The following is a 17,809-nucleotide window of genomic DNA, read 5'->3' as shown; positions in this document are numbered from 1 at the left end:
AGCCGGTACGCCGTAGTCAGGCCGGCTTCTTCTGCTATGACTGAAGTCCCATGGAGGATCTCCTTTGAAGCTGACCAAACTGGCGCTGGCCGCCCTTATTTTTACCTCGCCTTTTGCCGCCGTGGCGGATGAACTGCCTAACGGCCCGCATGTTGTCACGTCCGGGCAGGCAAGCGTCGACGCAACGCCCGATATTGCCACGCTGGCGATAGAGGTTGGCGTCTCGTCGAAAGATGCCTCTGAAGCGAAAAAACAGGCCGACAGCCGTGTCGCCCAGTATTTTGATTTTCTCCAGAAAAACGGCATTGATAAAAAAGATATCAACGCGGCCAACCTGCGTACGCAGCCGGAATACGATTATCTGAAAGACGGCAAATCGGAGCTGAAAGGCTATCGCGCGGTGCGTCAGGTGCAGGTTACGCTGCGCCAGCTGGATAAGCTGAACGAGCTGCTGGACGGCGCGCTGAAATCGGGCCTGAACGAAATCCGCTCCGTTGAGCTGGGCGTGGCTAATCCCGATAGCTATCGCGATAAAGCCCGGCAGGCCGCTATCGAAAACGCGACGCATCAGGCTGGCGAGCTGGCGAAAGGCTTTAACGCTCAGCTGGGGCCGGTTTACAGCATTCGCTATCACGTAGCCAACTATCAGCCGATGCCAATGGCGAGAATGTTTAAAACCGCCGACGCCGCGCCGATGAGCTCGGCCGCGCAAACCTACGAGCAGCAGAGCATTCACTTTGACGATCAGGTGGATGTGGTGTTTGAGCTACAGCGCAAGCAGTAATCTCAGCTTGCTGAAAGCCGCGTCCGGTAAGCATTCCGGACGCTTTTCTTTGCCAGGGATGCCAGGCAAAAATCCGCTCCAACCTGAGCGCTATTCCCCCTGGCGCAGCACGCGATGGCCGTGGGCAATCAGCGCGTCGGTCACTTTGCGCATCAGGCGGCTTTCCGGCGCAAAACGATGCCAGTACAGCATTCGGCGCTGAAACAGCCCCGGCGTCAGATCGATCAGTTCGCCTTCCGCCAGCTCGCGCTCAATCTGTAAGTGCGGGATCATACAGCAGGTCGTGCCCTGACGCGCCAGCTGCACAAAAGCCTCCGACGAGTTAACGATATGGCACGGCACGCTGCCGGGCGACAGATCGAAATTCTGCTGTAAAAACGCCTGATGCATATCGTCAAGATGATCGAAAGCCACCGCCGGCGCCTTCAGCAGTGCGGAGCGGGTCACGCCGTTCGGAAAGTAGCGCGCGGCGAACTCTTTCGAGCCGACAAACAGATAATCCAGCGCGCCGAGCTGATCCACCAGGCAGCTTGGCAGCGGCTGCGGCTGGATACTTACCGCGCCGACTACTTCGCCGCGCCGCAGGCGCTCCTGGGTACGGGTTTCGTCTTCCACCTGAAGATTCAGGCGCACCGGTGAATCGCTCAGCACCGTTTTCAGCGCGGGCAGCAGCCAGGTCGCCAGACTGTCGGCGTTCACTGCCAGCGACAGCAGCAGCGGCGTGGTGCCGCTGTTTTCATCGCCCAGCCACTCTTCTTCCAGCAGCTCTACCTGATGCAGCAACGCCAGCAGCTTTTGCCCCTGTTCGGTAGGGCGAGGCGGCACGGTGCGCACCAGCAGCGGCTGACCAAACATATTTTCCAGCTGCTTGATGCGCTGGGAAACGGCTGACTGGGTAATACAAAGTTTTTGCGCCGCGCGTTCAAAGCCGCGCTCGCGAATGACTGCATCCAGCGCCTGAAGCGTTCGATAGTCCGGGCGTTTCATTGTTGTTTTAGCTCTCTTTCAGGTGTGGAATCTGCACTATGCCATATTTTTGCCATTTTGCCCTGCGCTTAAAGCTGGCGTCCCGGTTTTGCGGTCTCTCTTCCAGAGTGACAACAAATGGCGCCGCAGGGCGGTTTTTTCAACGAGGGTTGCTTTATACTATCGCCACACAGTAGCAGCACGGATTCTAAACTTACCATGACGCAGGATGAACTGAAAAAAGCCGTTGGCTGGGCCGCGTTAAACTATGTTGAACGCGGCACTATCGTTGGCGTGGGCACCGGATCGACCGCCGCCCACTTTATTGATGCGCTGGGCTCGATTAAAAATGAGATTGAAGGCGCGGTTTCCAGCTCGGAGGCTTCCACGCTCCGGCTGAAAAGCTTAGGTATTCCGGTTTTCGATTTGAACGAGGTGGATTCCCTGTCGGTTTACGTTGACGGCGCCGACGAGATCAACAGCGCGATGCAGATGATTAAAGGCGGGGGCGCGGCGCTGACCCGTGAAAAAATCATTGCCGCCGTGGCGAAGAAGTTCGTCTGCATCGCCGACGAATCCAAGCAGGTCGACGTGCTGGGCAAATTTCCGCTGCCGGTCGAGGTCATTCCTATGGCTCGCAGCTTTGTGGCGCGCGAGCTGGTGAAGCTGGGCGGCCTGCCGGAATATCGTCAGCAGGTGGTCACCGATAACGGTAACGTCATCCTGGACGTGCATAATCTGAAAATCCTGGATGCCGTCGCGCTGGAAAAAGCCATCAACGCGCTGCCGGGCGTAGTCACGGTGGGGCTTTTCGCCACGCGTGGCGCGGACGTGGCGCTGATCGGCACGGCAAACGGTGTAAAAACGCTGGGCGATTAGCTGATTAGCGTGGCCGTTTTACCAGCCGGGAATGGCCGGTAGTGCATCAAGGTCGTGGCCGTCAGCCGCGACCTTAAGCGCCAGGCTCTAAGTCATAGCTGTAGCCATAGCTATAAGCGCCAGGTCATAGCTGTAGCCGTAAGCTCTGAATGCTAAGTGCTAAGTGCTAAGTGCTAAGTGCTAAGTACTAAGTACTAAGTGCCAGGTGCTAAATGCCAGGCCACAATCGATAAGCTCTAAGCTCTAAGCTCTAAGCTCTAAGCTCTAAGCTCTAAGCTCTAAGCTCTAAGCTCTAAGCCATAAAAAAACGATCTTACCGGCGCGGCTATCGCCTCGGTTAATTTTTATAAAAAAACATCTTTTCTTTTGCCCCACAAATTTGGTGACTTATGTCACGGAATTTACCCCCGCCTCGCGATCCTGCTGACGATGCTTCACGTGTCATGATTATCTGCCGATTTATGCTGATGCTTTCGGCTGCCGTGCTGGCCGCAAGGCAATCGTTTGTATTGCCGCGCGCGTAAATTTTGATATTTTGACAGAAGGCTGACTTATTCCTCACGGAGTCAGTCACTTCTGAAGTCTGCTGAATAGGGTCGGGAAATGGCAAAAGTATCACTGGAGAAAGACAAGATTAAGTTCCTGCTGGTCGAAGGCGTGCACCAGAGCGCGATTGAGAATCTTCGGGCGTCAGGCTACACCAACATCGAATTTCACAAGGGCGCGCTGGACAGCGAAACGCTGAAAGAAGCGATCCGCGATGCGCACTTTATTGGTATCCGCTCGCGTACCAACCTGACCGAAGAGATTTTCGCCGCGGCAGAAAAACTCGTCGCGGTAGGCTGCTTCTGCATCGGCACTAACCAGGTCGATTTGCAGGCCGCAGAAAAACGCGGTATTCCGGTGTTCAATGCGCCTTTCTCCAATACCCGATCCGTAGCAGAACTGGTCATCGGCGAGCTGCTGCTGATGCTGCGCGGCGTACCGGCCGCCAATGCTAAAGCGCACCGCGGCATCTGGAACAAGCTGGCGGTCGGCTCTTATGAGGCGCGCGGCAAAAAGCTGGGCATTATCGGCTATGGCCATATCGGTATGCAGCTGGGCGTGCTGGCCGAAAGCTTAGGGATGCACGTCTACTTTTACGATATCGAAAGCAAGCTGCCGCTCGGCAACGCCACGCAGGTTCGCTACCTCTCCGAACTGCTGAATATGAGTGATGTGGTCAGCCTGCACGTGCCGGAAACGGCCTCCACCCAGAATATGATGGGTGCGGAAGAGCTGGCGATGATGAAACCCGGCTCGCTGCTGATCAACGCTTCACGCGGCACGGTAGTGGATATTCCGGCGCTGTGCAAAGTGCTGGCGGACAAACATCTGGCCGGCGCGGCCATCGACGTCTTCCCGGAAGAGCCGGCAACTAACGCCGATCCGTTTAATTCGCCGCTGTGCGAGTTCGACAACGTGATCCTGACGCCGCATATCGGCGGTTCAACGCAGGAAGCGCAGGAAAATATCGGGATTGAAGTAGCGGGTAAACTGGCGAAATACTCAGATAACGGCTCGACGCTGTCAGCGGTTAACTTCCCGGAAGTGTCGCTGCCGATGCATGGCCAGCAGAGCCGCCTGCTGCATATTCACGAGAACCGTCCCGGCGTGCTGACCGCCATCAACAATATCTTTGCCGGTCAGGGCATCAACATTGCCGCGCAGTATCTGCAAACCACGCCGCAGATGGGCTATGTGGTGATCGATATCGATGCGACGAAGGAAGTGGCCGACAACGCGCTTCAGCAGATGAAAGCGATTCCGGGCACCATTCGCGCTCGTCTGCTTTACTGATGACGCAAAGCGTCCCCGCTCGTGGGACGCTTTTCCTGCCATTGCCAGAGCCGCGAAGGCGTAATTATCGCCGGCAAAGGCACATCCCATTCCGCCACGGGCAATGTTTCTACCTGCTGACAGTCATGCGCCAGGCCAATCGGCAACAGGCCGTGCTGCGGCCAATTTTGCAGAGTGCGGTCATAAAAGCCGCCGCCCATACCCAGACGCTGTCCGGCCCGATCGAACGCCACCAGCGGCACCATTATCACATCCAGCTCGTCCAGCGTGGCCAGGTTGCGGATATCCAGCGGCGGTTCCGGGATACGCAGACGGTTAGGCTGCAACAGCGTTTCCGTGTCATAGCGCAGAAAAAGCAGCTGACCGCGTGAAAAAGGGTGCAGTACGGGCAGATAAACTTCCTGATGACGCTGCCAAAGTTTGGCAATCAGCGGACGGGTATCCAGTTCGCCGTCGAAGGACAGGAACAGCGCGATTTTGCGGGCCTGCTGAACGGGTTTGAAGCTTAGCGCATGTTCGGCGACCGTTACGGCGGCCAGGCGCTGCTGTTCTGGTGTCAGGTCACGACGCAGATGGCGAATGTGAGTACGAATATCCTGACGATCGAGAAGGCTGAGGTTCATCAGTTTCACCGTGTCGGAAGCGGGATAAAGCAGGGAACCCGAAAGCGCCGGGAAGAACATGGCTTTGCAGGTGGTAAAGAAGGGAATCTCCGAGATGCCGCCGCAGGCTGTAACCCTTGAACCCTTGGTTCAAGGTGAGTGTACCGTCATAACCATCAGGCTTCTCGGACGGACCGAGCATGCACACAGGTTACAGAGCGCCACACTCTGTTTGGTATGAAATATCGGCTCAGGGGACTGGCCCGCTTGCAAACACCTCAGAGAATTTTTTACATCACCGTTACTGTAACACAGATAACGTTAACGTGTTATTCGAATTGCGTTCCAGTTCTTTCCGTAATGCGACCTTGTTCAAGCAATGCCTGCTCGATAGTCTGCTGTAACATTCGGATACGCTGTTCCATATTACTGGCATAATCGCGGGTTTTCATCTTTTCCTGCGCTAACTCATGGCAGATGTTCAACGCGGCGATAAAAACCAATTGTTCAGTATTGGTGACTCTAGTGCGAACTTTAAGATCTTGCAACCGTTGATTAAGGTCTTCGGCGGCCAGATTCAGCGCATCTTGCTGTTCAGGCGGACAATTCACTCTTAAGGAACGGCCAAAAATTTGAATATCTACGGGCTGTGCAGACATAAAACCATCCTGACTGATTACTTCGCCGGTAATCTCCCTTGCCGCTCAATGGTTTGGGAGGGGCGCAACTATATCTACCCCTGGCAGAAGAAACAACCCCTTTCTGGAATCAAAGAGGCACCTGGTGGTAGCATAACACGAACTTATCCAGCCAACGATGACCAAAACCTATGTCACTAACAAACACAATGCCGGGCTACGACGCGCTGGCTTCAGCACTGACGCAGCAGGGCGTGGGAATGACCCCGGCTGAAATGCACGGCCTGATCAGCGGAATTCTCTGCGGCGGCAACAAGGACAGTAGCTGGCAGACGCTGGTACACGACTTAACGAACGAAGGCATGGCCTTCTCGCAGACGCTGGCTCAGCCTTTGCAGCAGCTGCACCAGGGCATCGGCGATACGCTGGAAGACGAAGGTTTCCTGTTTCAACTCTATTTGCCGGAAGATGACGATATCACCGTCTTCGATCGGGCGGATGCGCTGGCGGGCTGGGTTAACCACTTTCTGCTGGGCCTGGGCGTGTCGCAGCCGAAGCTCGATAAGGTCAAGGGCGAAACGGGCGAGGCGATTGACGATCTGCGTACTATCGCCCAGCTCGGCTATGATGAAGATGAAGACCAGGAAGAGCTGGAACAGTCGTTGGAAGAGGTGATTGAGTATGTGCGCGTAGCGGCGCTGCTTTGCCACGACACCTTTACCCATATCGCGCCAACGGCGGTGGAAGTGAAAAAACCAACGCTGCACTAATTTCTGCCACGCCAGGGGCGGCGACAGAAAAAAAGCGCGCTGTATGCGGGCGCTAAGATGGATTGCATTCAGGAGAAGCGGATGACACAGCAAGAGTTCGTGCGCCGTCGCCAGGCGCTGCTGGCAAAAATGGCACCGGCCAGCGCGGCGGTGATCTTTGCCGCGCCGGAGGCGACGCGCAGCAATGACAGCGAGTACCCTTATCGGCAGAACAGCGATTTCTGGTATTTTACCGGCTTTAACGAGCCTGAAGCGGCGCTGGTGCTGATCAAAAGCGCGGAAAACCATAACCACAGCGTGCTGTTTAATCGCGTTCGCGATCTGACCGCTGAAATCTGGTTTGGCCGTCGTCTGGGTCAGGATGCCGCGCCGGAAAAACTCGCTGTCGATCGCGCGCTGCCCTGGGATGCCATCAGCGACCAGCTGCCGCAGCTGCTGAACGGCCTGGACGTGGTTTATCACGCACAGGGGCTTTACGAGCAGGCCGACACGCTGCTGTTTGGCGCGTTGGAGAAGCTGCGGCGCGGCGCTCGTCAGAACCTGACCGCGCCGTCGACGCTGACCGACTGGCGGCCCTGGGTGCACGAGATGCGCCTGTTTAAATCGCCGGAAGAGCTGGCCGTGCTGCGTGAAGCCGGTCGTATCAGCGCGCTGGCGCATACGCGGGCGATGCGGCAGTGTCGGCCCGGAATGTTTGAGTATCAGCTCGAAGGCGAAATCCAGCACGAATTCAACCGTCACGGCGCGCGCTTTCCCTCTTACAACACCATAGTTGGCGCCGGTGAAAACGGCTGCATCCTGCACTACACCGAAAACGAGTCCAGGATGCGCGACGGCGATCTGGTGCTGATTGATGCGGGCTGCGAGCTGAAAGGCTACGCGGGCGACATTACGCGCACTTTCCCGGTTAACGGCAAATTCAGCAAGCCTCAGCGCGCCGTCTACGATATCGTGCTGGCATCGCTTAATCGGGCGCTGGAACTGTTTCGTCCCGGCACCAGCATCCGCGAAGTTAATGCGGAAGTCGTGCGCATTATGGTGACGGGGCTGGTCGGGCTGGGCGTAATGCAGGGTGATGTTGAGACGCTGATTGCGGAACAGGCGCATCGCCGGTTCTTTATGCACGGCCTGAGCCACTGGCTGGGGCTGGACGTGCACGATGTCGGCGGCTACGGTCACGAGCGCGATCGCGTGCTGGAGCCGGGCATGGTGTTGACGGTCGAGCCCGGTCTGTATATCGCGCCGGATGCGGATGTGCCTGTGGAATATCGCGGCATCGGTATCCGGGTGGAAGATGACATTCTGATCACCGAGGATGGCAACGAAAACCTGACCGACAGCGTGGTGAAAGATCCGGATGAGATTGAAGCATTAATGGCGGCGGCTAAAACATTATGAGCATGATCATCGCAGGCGGCGGGATGACGGGCGCGACGCTGGCGCTGGCTGTTTCCTGGCTGACCCAGGGCAGGCTGCCGGTGACGCTGGTCGAAGCGCAGGATCCGGCTTCAAGAACGCATCCCGGCTATGACGGACGGGCGATAGCGCTGGCGGAAGGCACCTGCCAGCAGCTGGCGGCGATCAACCTCTGGCCCGCGCTGAAAGCGTGCGCCACGCCGATCACTCACGTTCACGTCAGCGATCGCGGGCACGCCAGCTTTGTGTCGCTGGCTGCGGAAGATTATGATATTCCCGCGCTGGGGCAGGTGGTTGAGCTGCACGATATCGGCCAGCGGCTGTTTAAGCTGCTGCAAAAAGCGCCGGGCGTACGCGTGGTCTGTCCGGCGAAGGTGGCGAAGGTCGAGCGGACGCAGCAGCAGGTCAGCGTGCTGCTGGATAATGACGAAACGCTGACGGGGCAGCTGCTGGTGGCTGCAGACGGTTCCCGCTCCGCCGTGGCCGCCTCCTGCGGCGTGCAGGTGGCTTCTGAGGATTATCAGCAGGTTGCTGTTATTGCCAACGTTTCCACCGCACAGCCGCATCAGGGAAGGGCGTTTGAACGCTTTACCGAAAATGGCCCGCTGGCGCTGCTGCCGATGTCCTCTGGTCGCAGTTCGCTGGTGTGGTGCCACCCGCTGGCGCAAAAAGCGCAGATTGATAGCTGGGACGATCGGCAATTTTTAGACGAGCTGCAAAAAGCCTTTGGCTGGCGGCTGGGACGCTTTACCCAGGTTGGGCAGCGCTACAGCTATCCGTTGGCGCTGCTGTCCGCTTCGCAGCACGTTTCCCATCGGCTGGCGCTGGTTGGCAACGCGGCGCAAACGCTGCATCCGATTGCGGGCCAGGGATTTAATTTAGGTATCCGGGACGTAATGTCGCTGGCGGAATCCGTGGCCGCCGCCTGGCGGGCGCAGCAGGATATCGGCAGCTACGGCGTGCTACAACAGTTTCAGCAGCGTCGCCAGCCGGATGCCGTTGCTACTATCGGGATAACCGACAGTCTGGTCAGGCTGTTTGCTAACCGCTACACGCCGCTGGTGCTGGGGCGAAATCTGGGCCTGATGGTGATGGATTCGCTGCCGCTGGCGCGTAATTTGCTGGCCGAGCGCACGTTAGGCTGGGTCGAGCGTTAAGGAGAAAGCAGTGATGCAAACTTATGATGTTATTGTCGCCGGTGGCGGAATGGTCGGCCTGGCCGTCGCCTGTGGCTTACAGGGCAGCGGCATGAAAATCGCCGTGCTGGAACGCGAAGCGCCGCAGGCGACGAACGACAGCGCGCCGGCGCTGCGCGTCTCCGCCATTAATGCCGCCAGCGAGCGCCTGCTGCAGCACCTTGATGTCTGGAGCGCCATTCAGGCCAACCGCGCCAGCGCCTATCACGGGATGGAAGTCTGGGATCGCGACAGCTTCGGCCGGATTGAATTCGATGACGCTCAGCAGGGCCTGGCGCATCTGGGCCATATTATTGAAAATCCGGTTATTCACCGGGCGCTGTGGCAAAAAGCCAGCGAATCACGGGATATTACGCTGATTACGCCAGCGGAGCTGCAGCAGGTGGCGTTTGGCGATAACGAAGCTTTCGTCACGCTGGGCGATGGCACCATGATGACGGCGCGGCTGCTGGTGGCCGCCGACGGCGCCAACTCCTGGCTGCGTAACAAGGCGGATATTCCGCTGACGTTCTGGGATTACGATCACCATGCGCTGGTCGCTAATATTCGTACCGAACAGCCGCACGACGCCGTAGCGCGCCAGGTGTTTCACGGCGAAGGTATTCTGGCGTTTCTGCCGCTCAGCGATCCGCACCTCAGCTCAATCGTCTGGTCGCTGCCGCCGCAGGAAGCCACGCGTTTACAGTCAATGCCGGAAGAGGTCTTTAACCAGCAGCTGTCGGTCGCCTTCGATATGCGTCTGGGGCTGTGCAAACTGGAAAGCGAGCGTAAGGCTTTCCCGCTGATGGGCCGCTATGCGCGTAATTTCGCGGCGCATCGTCTGGCACTGGTTGGCGACGCGGCGCATACCATTCATCCCCTGGCGGGGCAGGGCGTTAACCTGGGCTTTATGGATGCCGCCGAGCTGATCGGCGAGATCAAACGTCTGCATCAGCAGGGCAAAGATATTGGCCAGCACCTTTACCTGCGACGCTACGAGCGCAGCCGCAAGCACAGCGCGGCCGTGATGCTGGCAAGTATGCAGGGCTTTCGCGAGCTGTTTAAAGGCAATAATCCCGCGAAGAAGCTGCTGCGTGATATCGGCCTGAGCCTGGCAGATAATTTGCCTGGCGTGAAGCCGCGTCTGTTAAAGCAGGCGATGGGCCTGCACGATCTGCCGGAGTGGCTGCGGTAATAAATTGCAGCGTTCAGGCCCGACCTGAACGCTGGTTATTTTATCCCACATCTGTCATTGTTTACCTCATATTTCCTTATCTTCCTTGCTTCAGTCTGAGAAATAATGCGGCAGGCACTTACCCGTCTGCAACCTGGTGCTTCTGCCACAATACGAAAAGAAAACACATCGGGGAGCGGTGCATGACCCGTAAGTGTCATACGCAGAGAATTCCTGGTTTGCGCAGATAATACGACCGGCCCGGACAAAATCAATCCCTTTTTTGATGATGGTCATAAGACTGCCTGATTTTGCTTTGCCGCTCTGGAAGTGTTTAAAGGAATTGTGTTAAGTCCCTACGCAACAGGAGTAAAACGATAGTCGATGTAAACAAGGAGAGTAACTCATGGCATGGAATTACAATGTAATGCTCAGGACCTTCAAACATAACGGTATATATAAGTTCAGTGCGCGTTACGCTGGCGCGCCGGGCTATAAGGATAATCCTGAGTATGAATGTCTGCGTGATAAAGGTCCATTACCGAGAGGGAAGTACAGGATTGTGGGCATACCGTTCACGCATAAAAAAGCAGGTGTGTTTACGCTAAGGCTGGAACCAGACAGGGGCAACAGCATGTGCAATCGCGAGGGTTTTTTAATTCATGGTGACAGCAAAAAGGCGCCCGGTACGGCATCAAATGGCTGCATTATACTGGCTCCCTGGTATCGTCAACAAATATGGGACAGCATGGACAAGGAGCTGATTGTTGAATGAAGTATCTACTGTTATTTCTGTGCCTGACCGCATTCAGCTCTGTAGCTGTTATTGATAATAATTGCAAAGACCTGCACTCCGGAACTGCAATAGCCATGACGGATACAATGTCTGCTACTTTGAATATAGATAAAAATACGATAGCAAAGGAGGAAACTAAAACAGAGCTTATTTTTAACGAGCCTGTAAGTGACATTCTTTCAGAACAATATGCTCTTGAAGTTTTAAAGAACGCCCAGAGTGAAAAAATACCCAAAGTAAAGGAGATCTTTTCCCAATACAATGCCAGGAACCTGATAATTAAGTTCACATTCAAAGATATCAACAATAAAGAAGATATCTTTCTGGTTTCGGCTATTGCTAATGATTACGAATGCGACGTGAATTTTAATGGTTTTATTACTGTTAAGCGTGAATTTTGATTTTTGCTCCTTTGCTCCTTTGCTCCTTTGCTCCTTTGCCCCTTTGCCCCTTTGCCCCTTTGCCCCGGTGTAGGGGCTTCTTAATTTCCGCGCGTTACTTTCCGGACTGCGCACCAGCATGATTTTTTTCGACCCTCGCATTCGTCACCAGTATCAAAAAAGGCACGGTAAGCCTGGCGGGCATAGGTTTAAATCCGAGGCCAGCGCAGCGCGTCTCCGCCATTAACGCTTCCCTGTCTAACGTAGAGTTGGAAGCAAAAAGGCCAGAGCGACATTCATTCTTTGTAGATAGCACATGCAAAAAACGCCAGGTTGTAAGTAATACAGTAACTTTATGCACTAGCACACCTTTCATGCCTAATACTGAGTCTTTATGTTTTTAAATCACAGGTGAAGTACATCCTGAGCGCGCCATTCTTAAGATGTAAACAAGGAAATTTCATCCGGTGCATCTTGATTGTGCAGCCTGCCCCAAACGGGCGCGTCGTTTGAGAAATTCTAATTTAGCGTGCTTCTTCGCATTACTTTTACTAATCATCAGGTTTGAGCCATAAAGCAGGTTTTTATCTTCAACGGGCTGATACCTTACTTTTATCCTGAGATTTTGGCTGCTTAATAACATATTTGCGTATTAACTGCGCAAAAAGTGGTGATTTTATCTGTCTGATTTTGCTGCCTGAGAACACCGTCAAAAAAATCATACCCGTTTTAACTTATGGTTAACGCTGGATTTCGGTGGTAAGTTCGGAGCAAGGATATCGTTTGCGCCGGGCTGCCTGCCGACGCCGAACACTTTGCCTGAGGAAGAAGATGAAACAGACCCCTTTGTTCGAACAGCATCAGGCCTGCGGCGCGCGCATGGTGGATTTTCATGGCTGGATGATGCCGCTGCACTATGGTTCGCAGCTGGATGAGCATCATACGGTTCGTAGCGATGCCGGCATGTTCGACGTGTCGCATATGACTATTGTCGATCTGCACGGCGTCCGCACCCGGGAATTTTTACGCTACCTGCTGGCCAACGACGTCGCCAAACTGACCCAGCCCGGCAAAGCGCTTTATACCGCTATGCTCAACGCCTCCGCTGGCGTAATCGACGATCTGATTGTTTACTTTATGACCGAAGAGTTTTTCCGGCTGGTGGTGAACTCCGCCACGCGGGAAAAAGATCTCGCCTGGATTACCCAACATGCGGAAGGCTATGGCGTGACGCTGACCGAGCGCGACGACCTGGCGCTGATCGCGGTGCAGGGGCCGCAGGCGCAGGCAAAAGCCCGTTCGCTGTTCGATGAGGCGCAGCGAGAGGCCGTAGCGGACATGAAGCCCTTCTTTGGCGTGCAGGCTGGCGAGTTGTTTATTGCTACCACAGGCTACACCGGCGAAGCCGGGTATGAAATCGCCCTGCCCAACGAGCAGGCGGCGGATTTCTGGCAAAAGCTGCTGGCGGCGGGCGTGAAGCCTGCCGGTCTGGGCGCGCGCGATACCCTGCGCCTGGAAGCCGGCATGAATTTATACGGGCAGGAAATGGACGAGGGCGTTTCGCCGCTGGCGGCCAATATGGGCTGGACAATCGGCTGGCAGCCTCAAGAGCGCGATTTTATCGGCCGCGAGGCGCTGGCGTCGCAGCGTGAAAAAGGCACCGAGCAGCTGGTCGGTCTGGTGATGACCGAGAAAGGCGTACTGCGCAACGGCTTACCGGTGCGCTTTACCGACGCGACCGGCAACCTGCAGGAAGGCATTATCACCAGCGGCTCTTTCTCGCCAACTTTAGGCTACAGCATTGCGCTGGCTCGCGTTCCCGCAGGCATTGGCGAGCAGGCGATTGTGCAAATCCGCAACCGTGAAATGCCGGTTCGCGTGACCAAACCCGTTTTTGTACGCGCCGGTAAAGCGGTGGCGTAAAAGGCGCTTTCCGCGCTTCAGCTGCGGAAAACGACCCGGAATTATTTTAAGGAGATCAGGCGATGAGCAATGTTCCAAACGAACTGAAATACCGTGAAAGCCATGAGTGGGTGCGTAAAGAAGAAGATGGTACCTATACCGTAGGCATCACCGCCCACGCGCAGGAGCTGCTGGGCGATATGGTGTTTGTCGATCTGCCCGAAGTGGGCAACACCTATAGCCAGGGCGAAGACTGCGCCGTAGCCGAGTCGGTAAAGGCCGCCTCCGATATTTATGCGCCGGTCAGCGGCGAAATTGTCGAAGTCAACGGCGCGCTGGCAAGCGAACCGGAGCTGGTCAACAGCGATCCCTACAGCGATGGCTGGCTGTTCCGCATTAAGGCCAGCGACGAGTCCGAACTGGAATCGCTGATGGACGCGGACGCCTACAAAACCAGCATTGACGAATAGACGGCGGCAGCGCGGGCCGTGCTTCTGCGGCCCGGATTTATTTCGTCAGCAATTTATTAGCCCTCTCCGGAGCTCCGTCTCCTTAATGCCTTTGCCCGATGCAGGATTTACCGCTAATGACTACTCTCAGCCAGCTTGAACATACCGGCGCTTTTATCGAACGCCATATCGGCCCTTCGCCAGCCCAGCAGGAAGCGATGCTGAACGCGGTAGGCGCCGCCTCTCTCAGCGAGTTGATTACCGCTATCGTCCCGGCTGATATTCAGCTGCCCGGCGCGCCTGCCGTCGGCGATCCCCTGACCGAACATCAGGCGCTGGCCGAGCTGAAAGCGATCGCCAGCCGCAACCTGCGTTATAAATCCTGTATCGGGATGGGCTACACGCCGGTGCTGACGCCGCCGGTTATTCTGCGCAACATGCTGGAAAATCCCGGCTGGTACACTGCCTACACGCCTTATCAGCCCGAGGTTTCTCAGGGCCGACTGGAAGCGCTGCTGAACTTCCAGCAGGTCACGCTGGATTTGACCGGCCTGGATATCGCCTCTGCTTCGCTGTTGGATGAAGCGACCGCCGCCGCCGAGGCGATGGCGATGGCGAAGCGTGTCAGCAAGCTCAAAAACGCCAACCGCTTCTTTGTGGCCGAAGATATTCATCCGCAAACGCTGGACGTGGTGCGGACGCGGGCGGAAACCTTTGGCTTTGAGGTGGTGGTCGATAAGGCGGCGCGCGTGCTGGATCATCAGGACGTGTTCGGCGTGCTGCTACAGCAGGTCGGCACCACTGGCGAGGTACATGACTACACCTCGCTGATCCATGAGCTGAAGGCGCGGAAAGTGATAGTCAGCGTCGCTGCGGATTTTATGTCGCTGGTGCTGCTGACCGCACCGGGAAAACAGGGCGTGGATATCGTGTTTGGCTCTGCGCAGCGTTTTGGCGTTCCGATGGGCTACGGCGGCCCTCACGCAGCCTTCTTTGCCGCCCGTGACGAATACAAACGCTCAATGCCAGGGCGCATTATCGGCGTCTCGCGCGATGCGGCGGGCAACACGGCGCTGCGGATGGCAATGCAGACTCGCGAGCAGCATATCCGTCGTGAAAAGGCCAACTCCAATATTTGTACGTCACAGGTGCTGTTGGCCAATATCGCCAGCCTGTACGCGGTCTTCCACGGCCCGCACGGCCTGAAACGCATCGCCTCGCGCATTCATCGCCTGACGGATATCCTGGCGGCCGGGCTGCAAAAGGGCGGCATGACGCTGCGCCATCAGAGCTGGTTCGATACGCTGACCGTTGAAGTCACGGATAAAGCCGCGGTGCTGGATCGCGCGCTGAGTTTCGGCATCAATCTGCGCACCGATATCCACAACGCGGTGGGCATCACCCTGGATGAAACCACGCTGCGGGAAGATGTGGCGGCGCTGTTCTCCGTGCTGCTGGGCGAAAATCACGGTCTGGATATCGACGAGCTGGACAGCGCCGTGGCCGACAGCGCGTCCGTTCCGCCAGCGATGCTGCGCAAAGAGCCCATCCTGACGCATCCGGTCTTTAACCGTTACCACAGCGAAACCGAGATGATGCGCTATATGCACAGCCTGGAGCGCAAGGATCTGGCGCTGAATCAGGCGATGATCCCGCTCGGCTCCTGCACCATGAAGCTGAACGCCGCCGCTGAGATGATCCCGATTACCTGGCCGGAATTCGCGGAGCTGCACCCGTTCTGTCCTGCCGATCAGGCCGCCGGCTATCTGCAAATGATCGGCCAGCTGTCGCAATGGCTGGTGCAGCTGACCGGCTATGACGCGCTCTGTATGCAGCCTAACTCCGGCGCGCAGGGCGAGTATGCGGGCCTGCTGGCGATCCGCCGCTATCATGAAAGCCGTGGCGAAGCCGGACGTAATATCTGTCTGATCCCCAGCTCGGCGCATGGCACCAATCCGGCATCGGCACAGATGGCGGGCATGGCGGTAGTCGTAGTGGCCTGCGACAAACAGGGCAATATCGATCTGCACGATCTGCGGCAGAAAGCGGAACAGGCGGGCGAAGCGCTCTCCTGCATTATGGTGACCTATCCTTCCACGCACGGCGTCTATGAAGAAACCATCCGCGAGGTTTGCCAGATCGTTCATCAGTATGGCGGCCAGGTTTATCTGGACGGCGCCAACATGAACGCCCAGGTCGGCATCACCACGCCTGGCTATATCGGCGCGGACGTCTCACACCTTAACCTGCATAAAACCTTCTGTATTCCGCACGGCGGCGGCGGGCCAGGCATGGGGCCGATTGGCGTAAAAGCCCATCTGGCGCCATTTGTGCCGGGCCACAGCGTGGTGCAGATTGACGATATGCTGACGCAGCAGGGCGCGGTGTCCGCCGCGCCGTTCGGCAGCGCTTCTATTCTGCCCATCAGCTGGATGTATATCCGCATGATGGGCGCGGAAGGGCTGAAGCAGGCCAGTTCGGTAGCGATCCTGAACGCCAACTATATTGCCGCGCGCCTGAAATCGGCCTATCCGATCCTGTATGCCGGACGGGACGGGCGGGTAGCGCATGAATGCATCCTGGATATTCGTCCGCTGAAAGAGCAAACCGGCATCAGCGAACTGGATATTGCCAAACGCCTGATCGACTATGGCTTCCACGCGCCGACCATGTCCTTCCCGGTGGCGGGCACGCTGATGGTGGAGCCGACGGAATCGGAAAGCAAAGTGGAGCTGGATCGCTTTATCGACGCCATGCTGGCTATCCGCATGGAGATCGACCGCGTGGCGGAAGGTGAGTGGCCAGCGGAAGATAACCCGTTAGTTAATGCGCCCCATACGCAAATGGAGCTGGTCGGCGAGTGGTCGCATCCCTACACGCGCGAGCTGGCGGTCTTCCCGGCGGGCAGCGCGAATAAATACTGGCCGACCGTCAAGCGTCTTGACGATGTTTATGGCGATCGAAATCTGTTCTGCTCCTGTTTGCCGATGAGCGAATATGAATAAAGCAGCATAGTGATACAGACTGAAGGGCACCCTGGTGCCCTTTATTTTTATCGGGAGGCAAAAATGAAAACGGCTTTGGTAACCGGCGGCAGCCGGGGAATTGGGCGAGCCACCGCGCTGCTGCTGGCACAGCAGGGCTATCAGGTTGCGGTTAACTATCGTCAGCGTGAGGAAGCGGCGGCGGAAGTAGTGTCGCTTATTCAGCAACAAGGCGGAAAAGCGTTCAGCGTGCAGGCCGATATTTCTGATGAACAACAGGTAGTAGCGATGTTTCGCAGCCTTGATCAACAGGGCGCCGTGCTCAGTGCGTTGGTCAATAATGCCGGGATCCTGTTTCAGCAGACCAGCGTGGCGCAGCTAAACGCCGAACGCATCAATCGCGTTTTCGCTACCAATGTCACCGGAACCTTTCTCTGCTGTCGCGAAGCGGTAAAGCGCATGAGTTTTCAGTACGGTGGGCAGGGCGGTGCAATCGTAAACGTCTCTTCCGCCGCAGCCCGTAGCGGTGCGCCACACGAATATGTCGATTATGCCGCCTCGAAAGGGGCTGTAGATACGCTAACCAGAGGGCTGGCGCTGGAAGTGGCGGCGCAGGGCATCCGGGTTAACGCGGTACGGCCGGGATTAATCTATACCGATATGCACGCCGACGGCGGCGAGGCGGATCGCGTCAACCGTATTGCGCCGACTCTTCCCATGCAGCGCGGCGGCGAGCCGGATGAAATTGCCAACGCCATTCTCTGGCTGCTTAGCGAAGCGGCTTCTTATGTTACCGGCACTTTTATCGATGCCGCTGGCGGACGATAACGGGATAAAGGCTGTCGAATAACGGCGCCCGCGCCATTTAGTGGCTGCTTAGCGAAGCGGCTTCTTATGTCACCAGCACTTTTATTGCTGCCGCAGCCGGGCGTTACAGGGTGAAGGTCGCCGAATAACGGCCTGTTTTTCCTGGTTAAACAGCTGTTACAGCCGTTCACAGTTTATTTAAGCTTACAGTTGTACTCTGAAATCACTCTCGTCTAAGCTGAACGTGC

Annotated in this window: 16 protein-coding genes and 1 other RNA gene; 13 read left to right on the top strand and 4 right to left on the bottom strand. The window is 56.6% G+C overall.

Annotated features, from left to right (window positions below):
* Nucleotides 1–64 precede the first annotated feature (64 nt).
* Nucleotides 65–784, top strand: coding sequence for an oxidative stress defense protein (locus ACVWZ0_RS18290; RefSeq protein ID WP_253458639.1), 720 nt, complete (start codon nt 65–67; stop codon nt 782–784).
* A gap of 90 nt (nt 785–874) precedes the next feature.
* On the opposite strand, the gene ACVWZ0_RS18285 is transcribed toward ACVWZ0_RS18290, so the two are convergent.
* Nucleotides 875–1,771 carry a LysR family transcriptional regulator ArgP gene (locus ACVWZ0_RS18285; protein ID WP_125287336.1) on the bottom strand — a complete coding sequence of 299 codons (897 nt, stop codon included), beginning with the start codon at nt 1,769–1,771 and terminating at the stop codon, nt 875–877.
* A 198-nt stretch (nt 1,772–1,969) separates the two neighbouring features.
* Between ACVWZ0_RS18285 and rpiA the strand changes: the two genes are divergently transcribed.
* Nucleotides 1,970–2,629: a ribose-5-phosphate isomerase RpiA gene (gene rpiA / locus ACVWZ0_RS18280; protein ID WP_253458641.1), complete on the top strand. Its 660-nt coding sequence runs from the start codon at nt 1,970–1,972 to the stop codon at nt 2,627–2,629.
* Between the two features lie 603 nt (nt 2,630–3,232).
* On the top strand, nt 3,233–4,468 hold the full coding sequence (serA, locus tag ACVWZ0_RS18275) for a phosphoglycerate dehydrogenase (RefSeq protein ID WP_253458643.1): 1,236 nt from the start codon (nt 3,233–3,235) through the stop codon (nt 4,466–4,468).
* On the opposite strand, the gene ACVWZ0_RS18270 is transcribed toward serA, so the two are convergent.
* The 3 genes from ACVWZ0_RS18270 to zapA form a co-directional block, all read right to left on the bottom strand.
* Nucleotides 4,462–5,091: a 5-formyltetrahydrofolate cyclo-ligase gene (locus ACVWZ0_RS18270; protein WP_253458645.1), complete on the bottom strand. Its 630-nt coding sequence runs from the start codon at nt 5,089–5,091 to the stop codon at nt 4,462–4,464. The genes serA and ACVWZ0_RS18270 overlap by 7 nt on opposite strands.
* An 82-nt stretch (nt 5,092–5,173) precedes the next feature.
* Nucleotides 5,174–5,358, bottom strand: a non-coding RNA gene (ssrS, locus tag ACVWZ0_RS18265) — 6S RNA.
* Nucleotides 5,359–5,399: 41 nt separating this feature from the next.
* Entirely contained in the window at nt 5,400–5,729 is a 330-nt protein-coding gene (zapA, locus tag ACVWZ0_RS18260) for a cell division protein ZapA (RefSeq protein WP_125287340.1), read from the bottom strand.
* Between the two features lie 170 nt (nt 5,730–5,899).
* Between zapA and ACVWZ0_RS18255 the strand changes: the two genes are divergently transcribed.
* From ACVWZ0_RS18255 to ACVWZ0_RS18210, 10 genes are all read left to right on the top strand, one after another.
* Nucleotides 5,900–6,478 carry a YecA/YgfB family protein gene (locus tag ACVWZ0_RS18255; RefSeq protein ID WP_125287341.1) on the top strand — a complete coding sequence of 193 codons (579 nt, stop codon included), beginning with the start codon at nt 5,900–5,902 and terminating at the stop codon, nt 6,476–6,478.
* Between the two features lie 81 nt (nt 6,479–6,559).
* Nucleotides 6,560–7,876 (top strand): Xaa-Pro aminopeptidase, encoded by a 1,317-nt coding sequence (pepP, locus tag ACVWZ0_RS18250; protein WP_253458647.1) that lies wholly within the window; start codon nt 6,560–6,562, stop codon nt 7,874–7,876.
* Nucleotides 7,873–9,051 (top strand): 2-octaprenyl-6-methoxyphenyl hydroxylase, encoded by a 1,179-nt coding sequence (ubiH, locus tag ACVWZ0_RS18245; RefSeq protein WP_253458649.1) that lies wholly within the window; start codon nt 7,873–7,875, stop codon nt 9,049–9,051. The genes pepP and ubiH overlap by 4 nt, the downstream gene beginning before the upstream one ends.
* 13 nt (nt 9,052–9,064) lie before the next feature.
* A complete protein-coding gene (gene ubiI / locus ACVWZ0_RS18240; RefSeq protein ID WP_253461226.1) occupies nt 9,065–10,264 on the top strand; it encodes an FAD-dependent 2-octaprenylphenol hydroxylase in 1,200 nt (399 codons plus the stop codon).
* A gap of 385 nt (nt 10,265–10,649) precedes the next feature.
* Nucleotides 10,650–11,018 (top strand): tlde1 domain-containing protein, encoded by a 369-nt coding sequence (locus ACVWZ0_RS18235; protein ID WP_253458651.1) that lies wholly within the window; start codon nt 10,650–10,652, stop codon nt 11,016–11,018.
* Nucleotides 11,015–11,440: a hypothetical protein gene (locus ACVWZ0_RS18230; RefSeq protein WP_125287345.1), complete on the top strand. Its 426-nt coding sequence runs from the start codon at nt 11,015–11,017 to the stop codon at nt 11,438–11,440. The genes ACVWZ0_RS18235 and ACVWZ0_RS18230 overlap by 4 nt, the downstream gene beginning before the upstream one ends.
* Before the next feature lie 810 nt (nt 11,441–12,250).
* Nucleotides 12,251–13,342 carry a glycine cleavage system aminomethyltransferase GcvT gene (gcvT, locus tag ACVWZ0_RS18225; protein ID WP_253458653.1) on the top strand — a complete coding sequence of 364 codons (1,092 nt, stop codon included), beginning with the start codon at nt 12,251–12,253 and terminating at the stop codon, nt 13,340–13,342.
* Between the two features lie 62 nt (nt 13,343–13,404).
* The gene (gene gcvH, locus ACVWZ0_RS18220) at nt 13,405–13,791 is read left to right on the top strand and encodes a glycine cleavage system protein GcvH (RefSeq protein WP_253458655.1); all 387 of its coding nucleotides are present in this window, start codon (nt 13,405–13,407) and stop codon (nt 13,789–13,791) included.
* A gap of 116 nt (nt 13,792–13,907) precedes the next feature.
* Nucleotides 13,908–16,775 (top strand): aminomethyl-transferring glycine dehydrogenase, encoded by a 2,868-nt coding sequence (gene gcvP / locus ACVWZ0_RS18215; protein ID WP_394148241.1) that lies wholly within the window; start codon nt 13,908–13,910, stop codon nt 16,773–16,775.
* Between the two features lie 63 nt (nt 16,776–16,838).
* The gene (locus ACVWZ0_RS18210) at nt 16,839–17,582 is read left to right on the top strand and encodes an SDR family oxidoreductase (protein WP_253458661.1); all 744 of its coding nucleotides are present in this window, start codon (nt 16,839–16,841) and stop codon (nt 17,580–17,582) included.
* The last annotated feature ends 227 nt before the right edge of the window (nt 17,583–17,809 follow it).

The sequence above is a fragment of the Erwinia sp. TECH1 genome (assembly GCF_054057575.1).
Note: the sequence above shows the minus strand (reverse complement) of the source record. Positions and strands in the feature narration are given on the sequence as shown.

Bases quoted from the DNA above. Each gene is read 5' to 3' on its own strand.
- ACVWZ0_RS18285 (WP_125287336.1), bottom strand. From the start codon at position 1,771: ATGAAACGCCCGGACTATCGAACGCTTCAGGCGCTGGATGCAGTCATT.
- rpiA (WP_253458641.1), top strand. From the start codon at position 1,970: ATGACGCAGGATGAACTGAAAAAAGCCGTTGGCTGGGCCGCGTTAAAC.
- serA (WP_253458643.1), top strand. From the start codon at position 3,233: ATGGCAAAAGTATCACTGGAGAAAGACAAGATTAAGTTCCTGCTGGTC.
- ACVWZ0_RS18270 (WP_253458645.1), bottom strand. From the start codon at position 5,091: ATGAACCTCAGCCTTCTCGATCGTCAGGATATTCGTACTCACATTCGC.
- zapA (WP_125287340.1), bottom strand. From the start codon at position 5,729: ATGTCTGCACAGCCCGTAGATATTCAAATTTTTGGCCGTTCCTTAAGA.
- ACVWZ0_RS18255 (WP_125287341.1), top strand. From the start codon at position 5,900: ATGTCACTAACAAACACAATGCCGGGCTACGACGCGCTGGCTTCAGCA.
- pepP (WP_253458647.1), top strand. From the start codon at position 6,560: ATGACACAGCAAGAGTTCGTGCGCCGTCGCCAGGCGCTGCTGGCAAAA.
- ubiH (WP_253458649.1), top strand. From the start codon at position 7,873: ATGAGCATGATCATCGCAGGCGGCGGGATGACGGGCGCGACGCTGGCG.
- ubiI (WP_253461226.1), top strand. From the start codon at position 9,065: ATGCAAACTTATGATGTTATTGTCGCCGGTGGCGGAATGGTCGGCCTG.
- ACVWZ0_RS18235 (WP_253458651.1), top strand. From the start codon at position 10,650: ATGGCATGGAATTACAATGTAATGCTCAGGACCTTCAAACATAACGGT.
- ACVWZ0_RS18230 (WP_125287345.1), top strand. From the start codon at position 11,015: ATGAAGTATCTACTGTTATTTCTGTGCCTGACCGCATTCAGCTCTGTA.
- gcvT (WP_253458653.1), top strand. From the start codon at position 12,251: ATGAAACAGACCCCTTTGTTCGAACAGCATCAGGCCTGCGGCGCGCGC.
- gcvH (WP_253458655.1), top strand. From the start codon at position 13,405: ATGAGCAATGTTCCAAACGAACTGAAATACCGTGAAAGCCATGAGTGG.
- gcvP (WP_394148241.1), top strand. From the start codon at position 13,908: ATGACTACTCTCAGCCAGCTTGAACATACCGGCGCTTTTATCGAACGC.
- ACVWZ0_RS18210 (WP_253458661.1), top strand. From the start codon at position 16,839: ATGAAAACGGCTTTGGTAACCGGCGGCAGCCGGGGAATTGGGCGAGCC.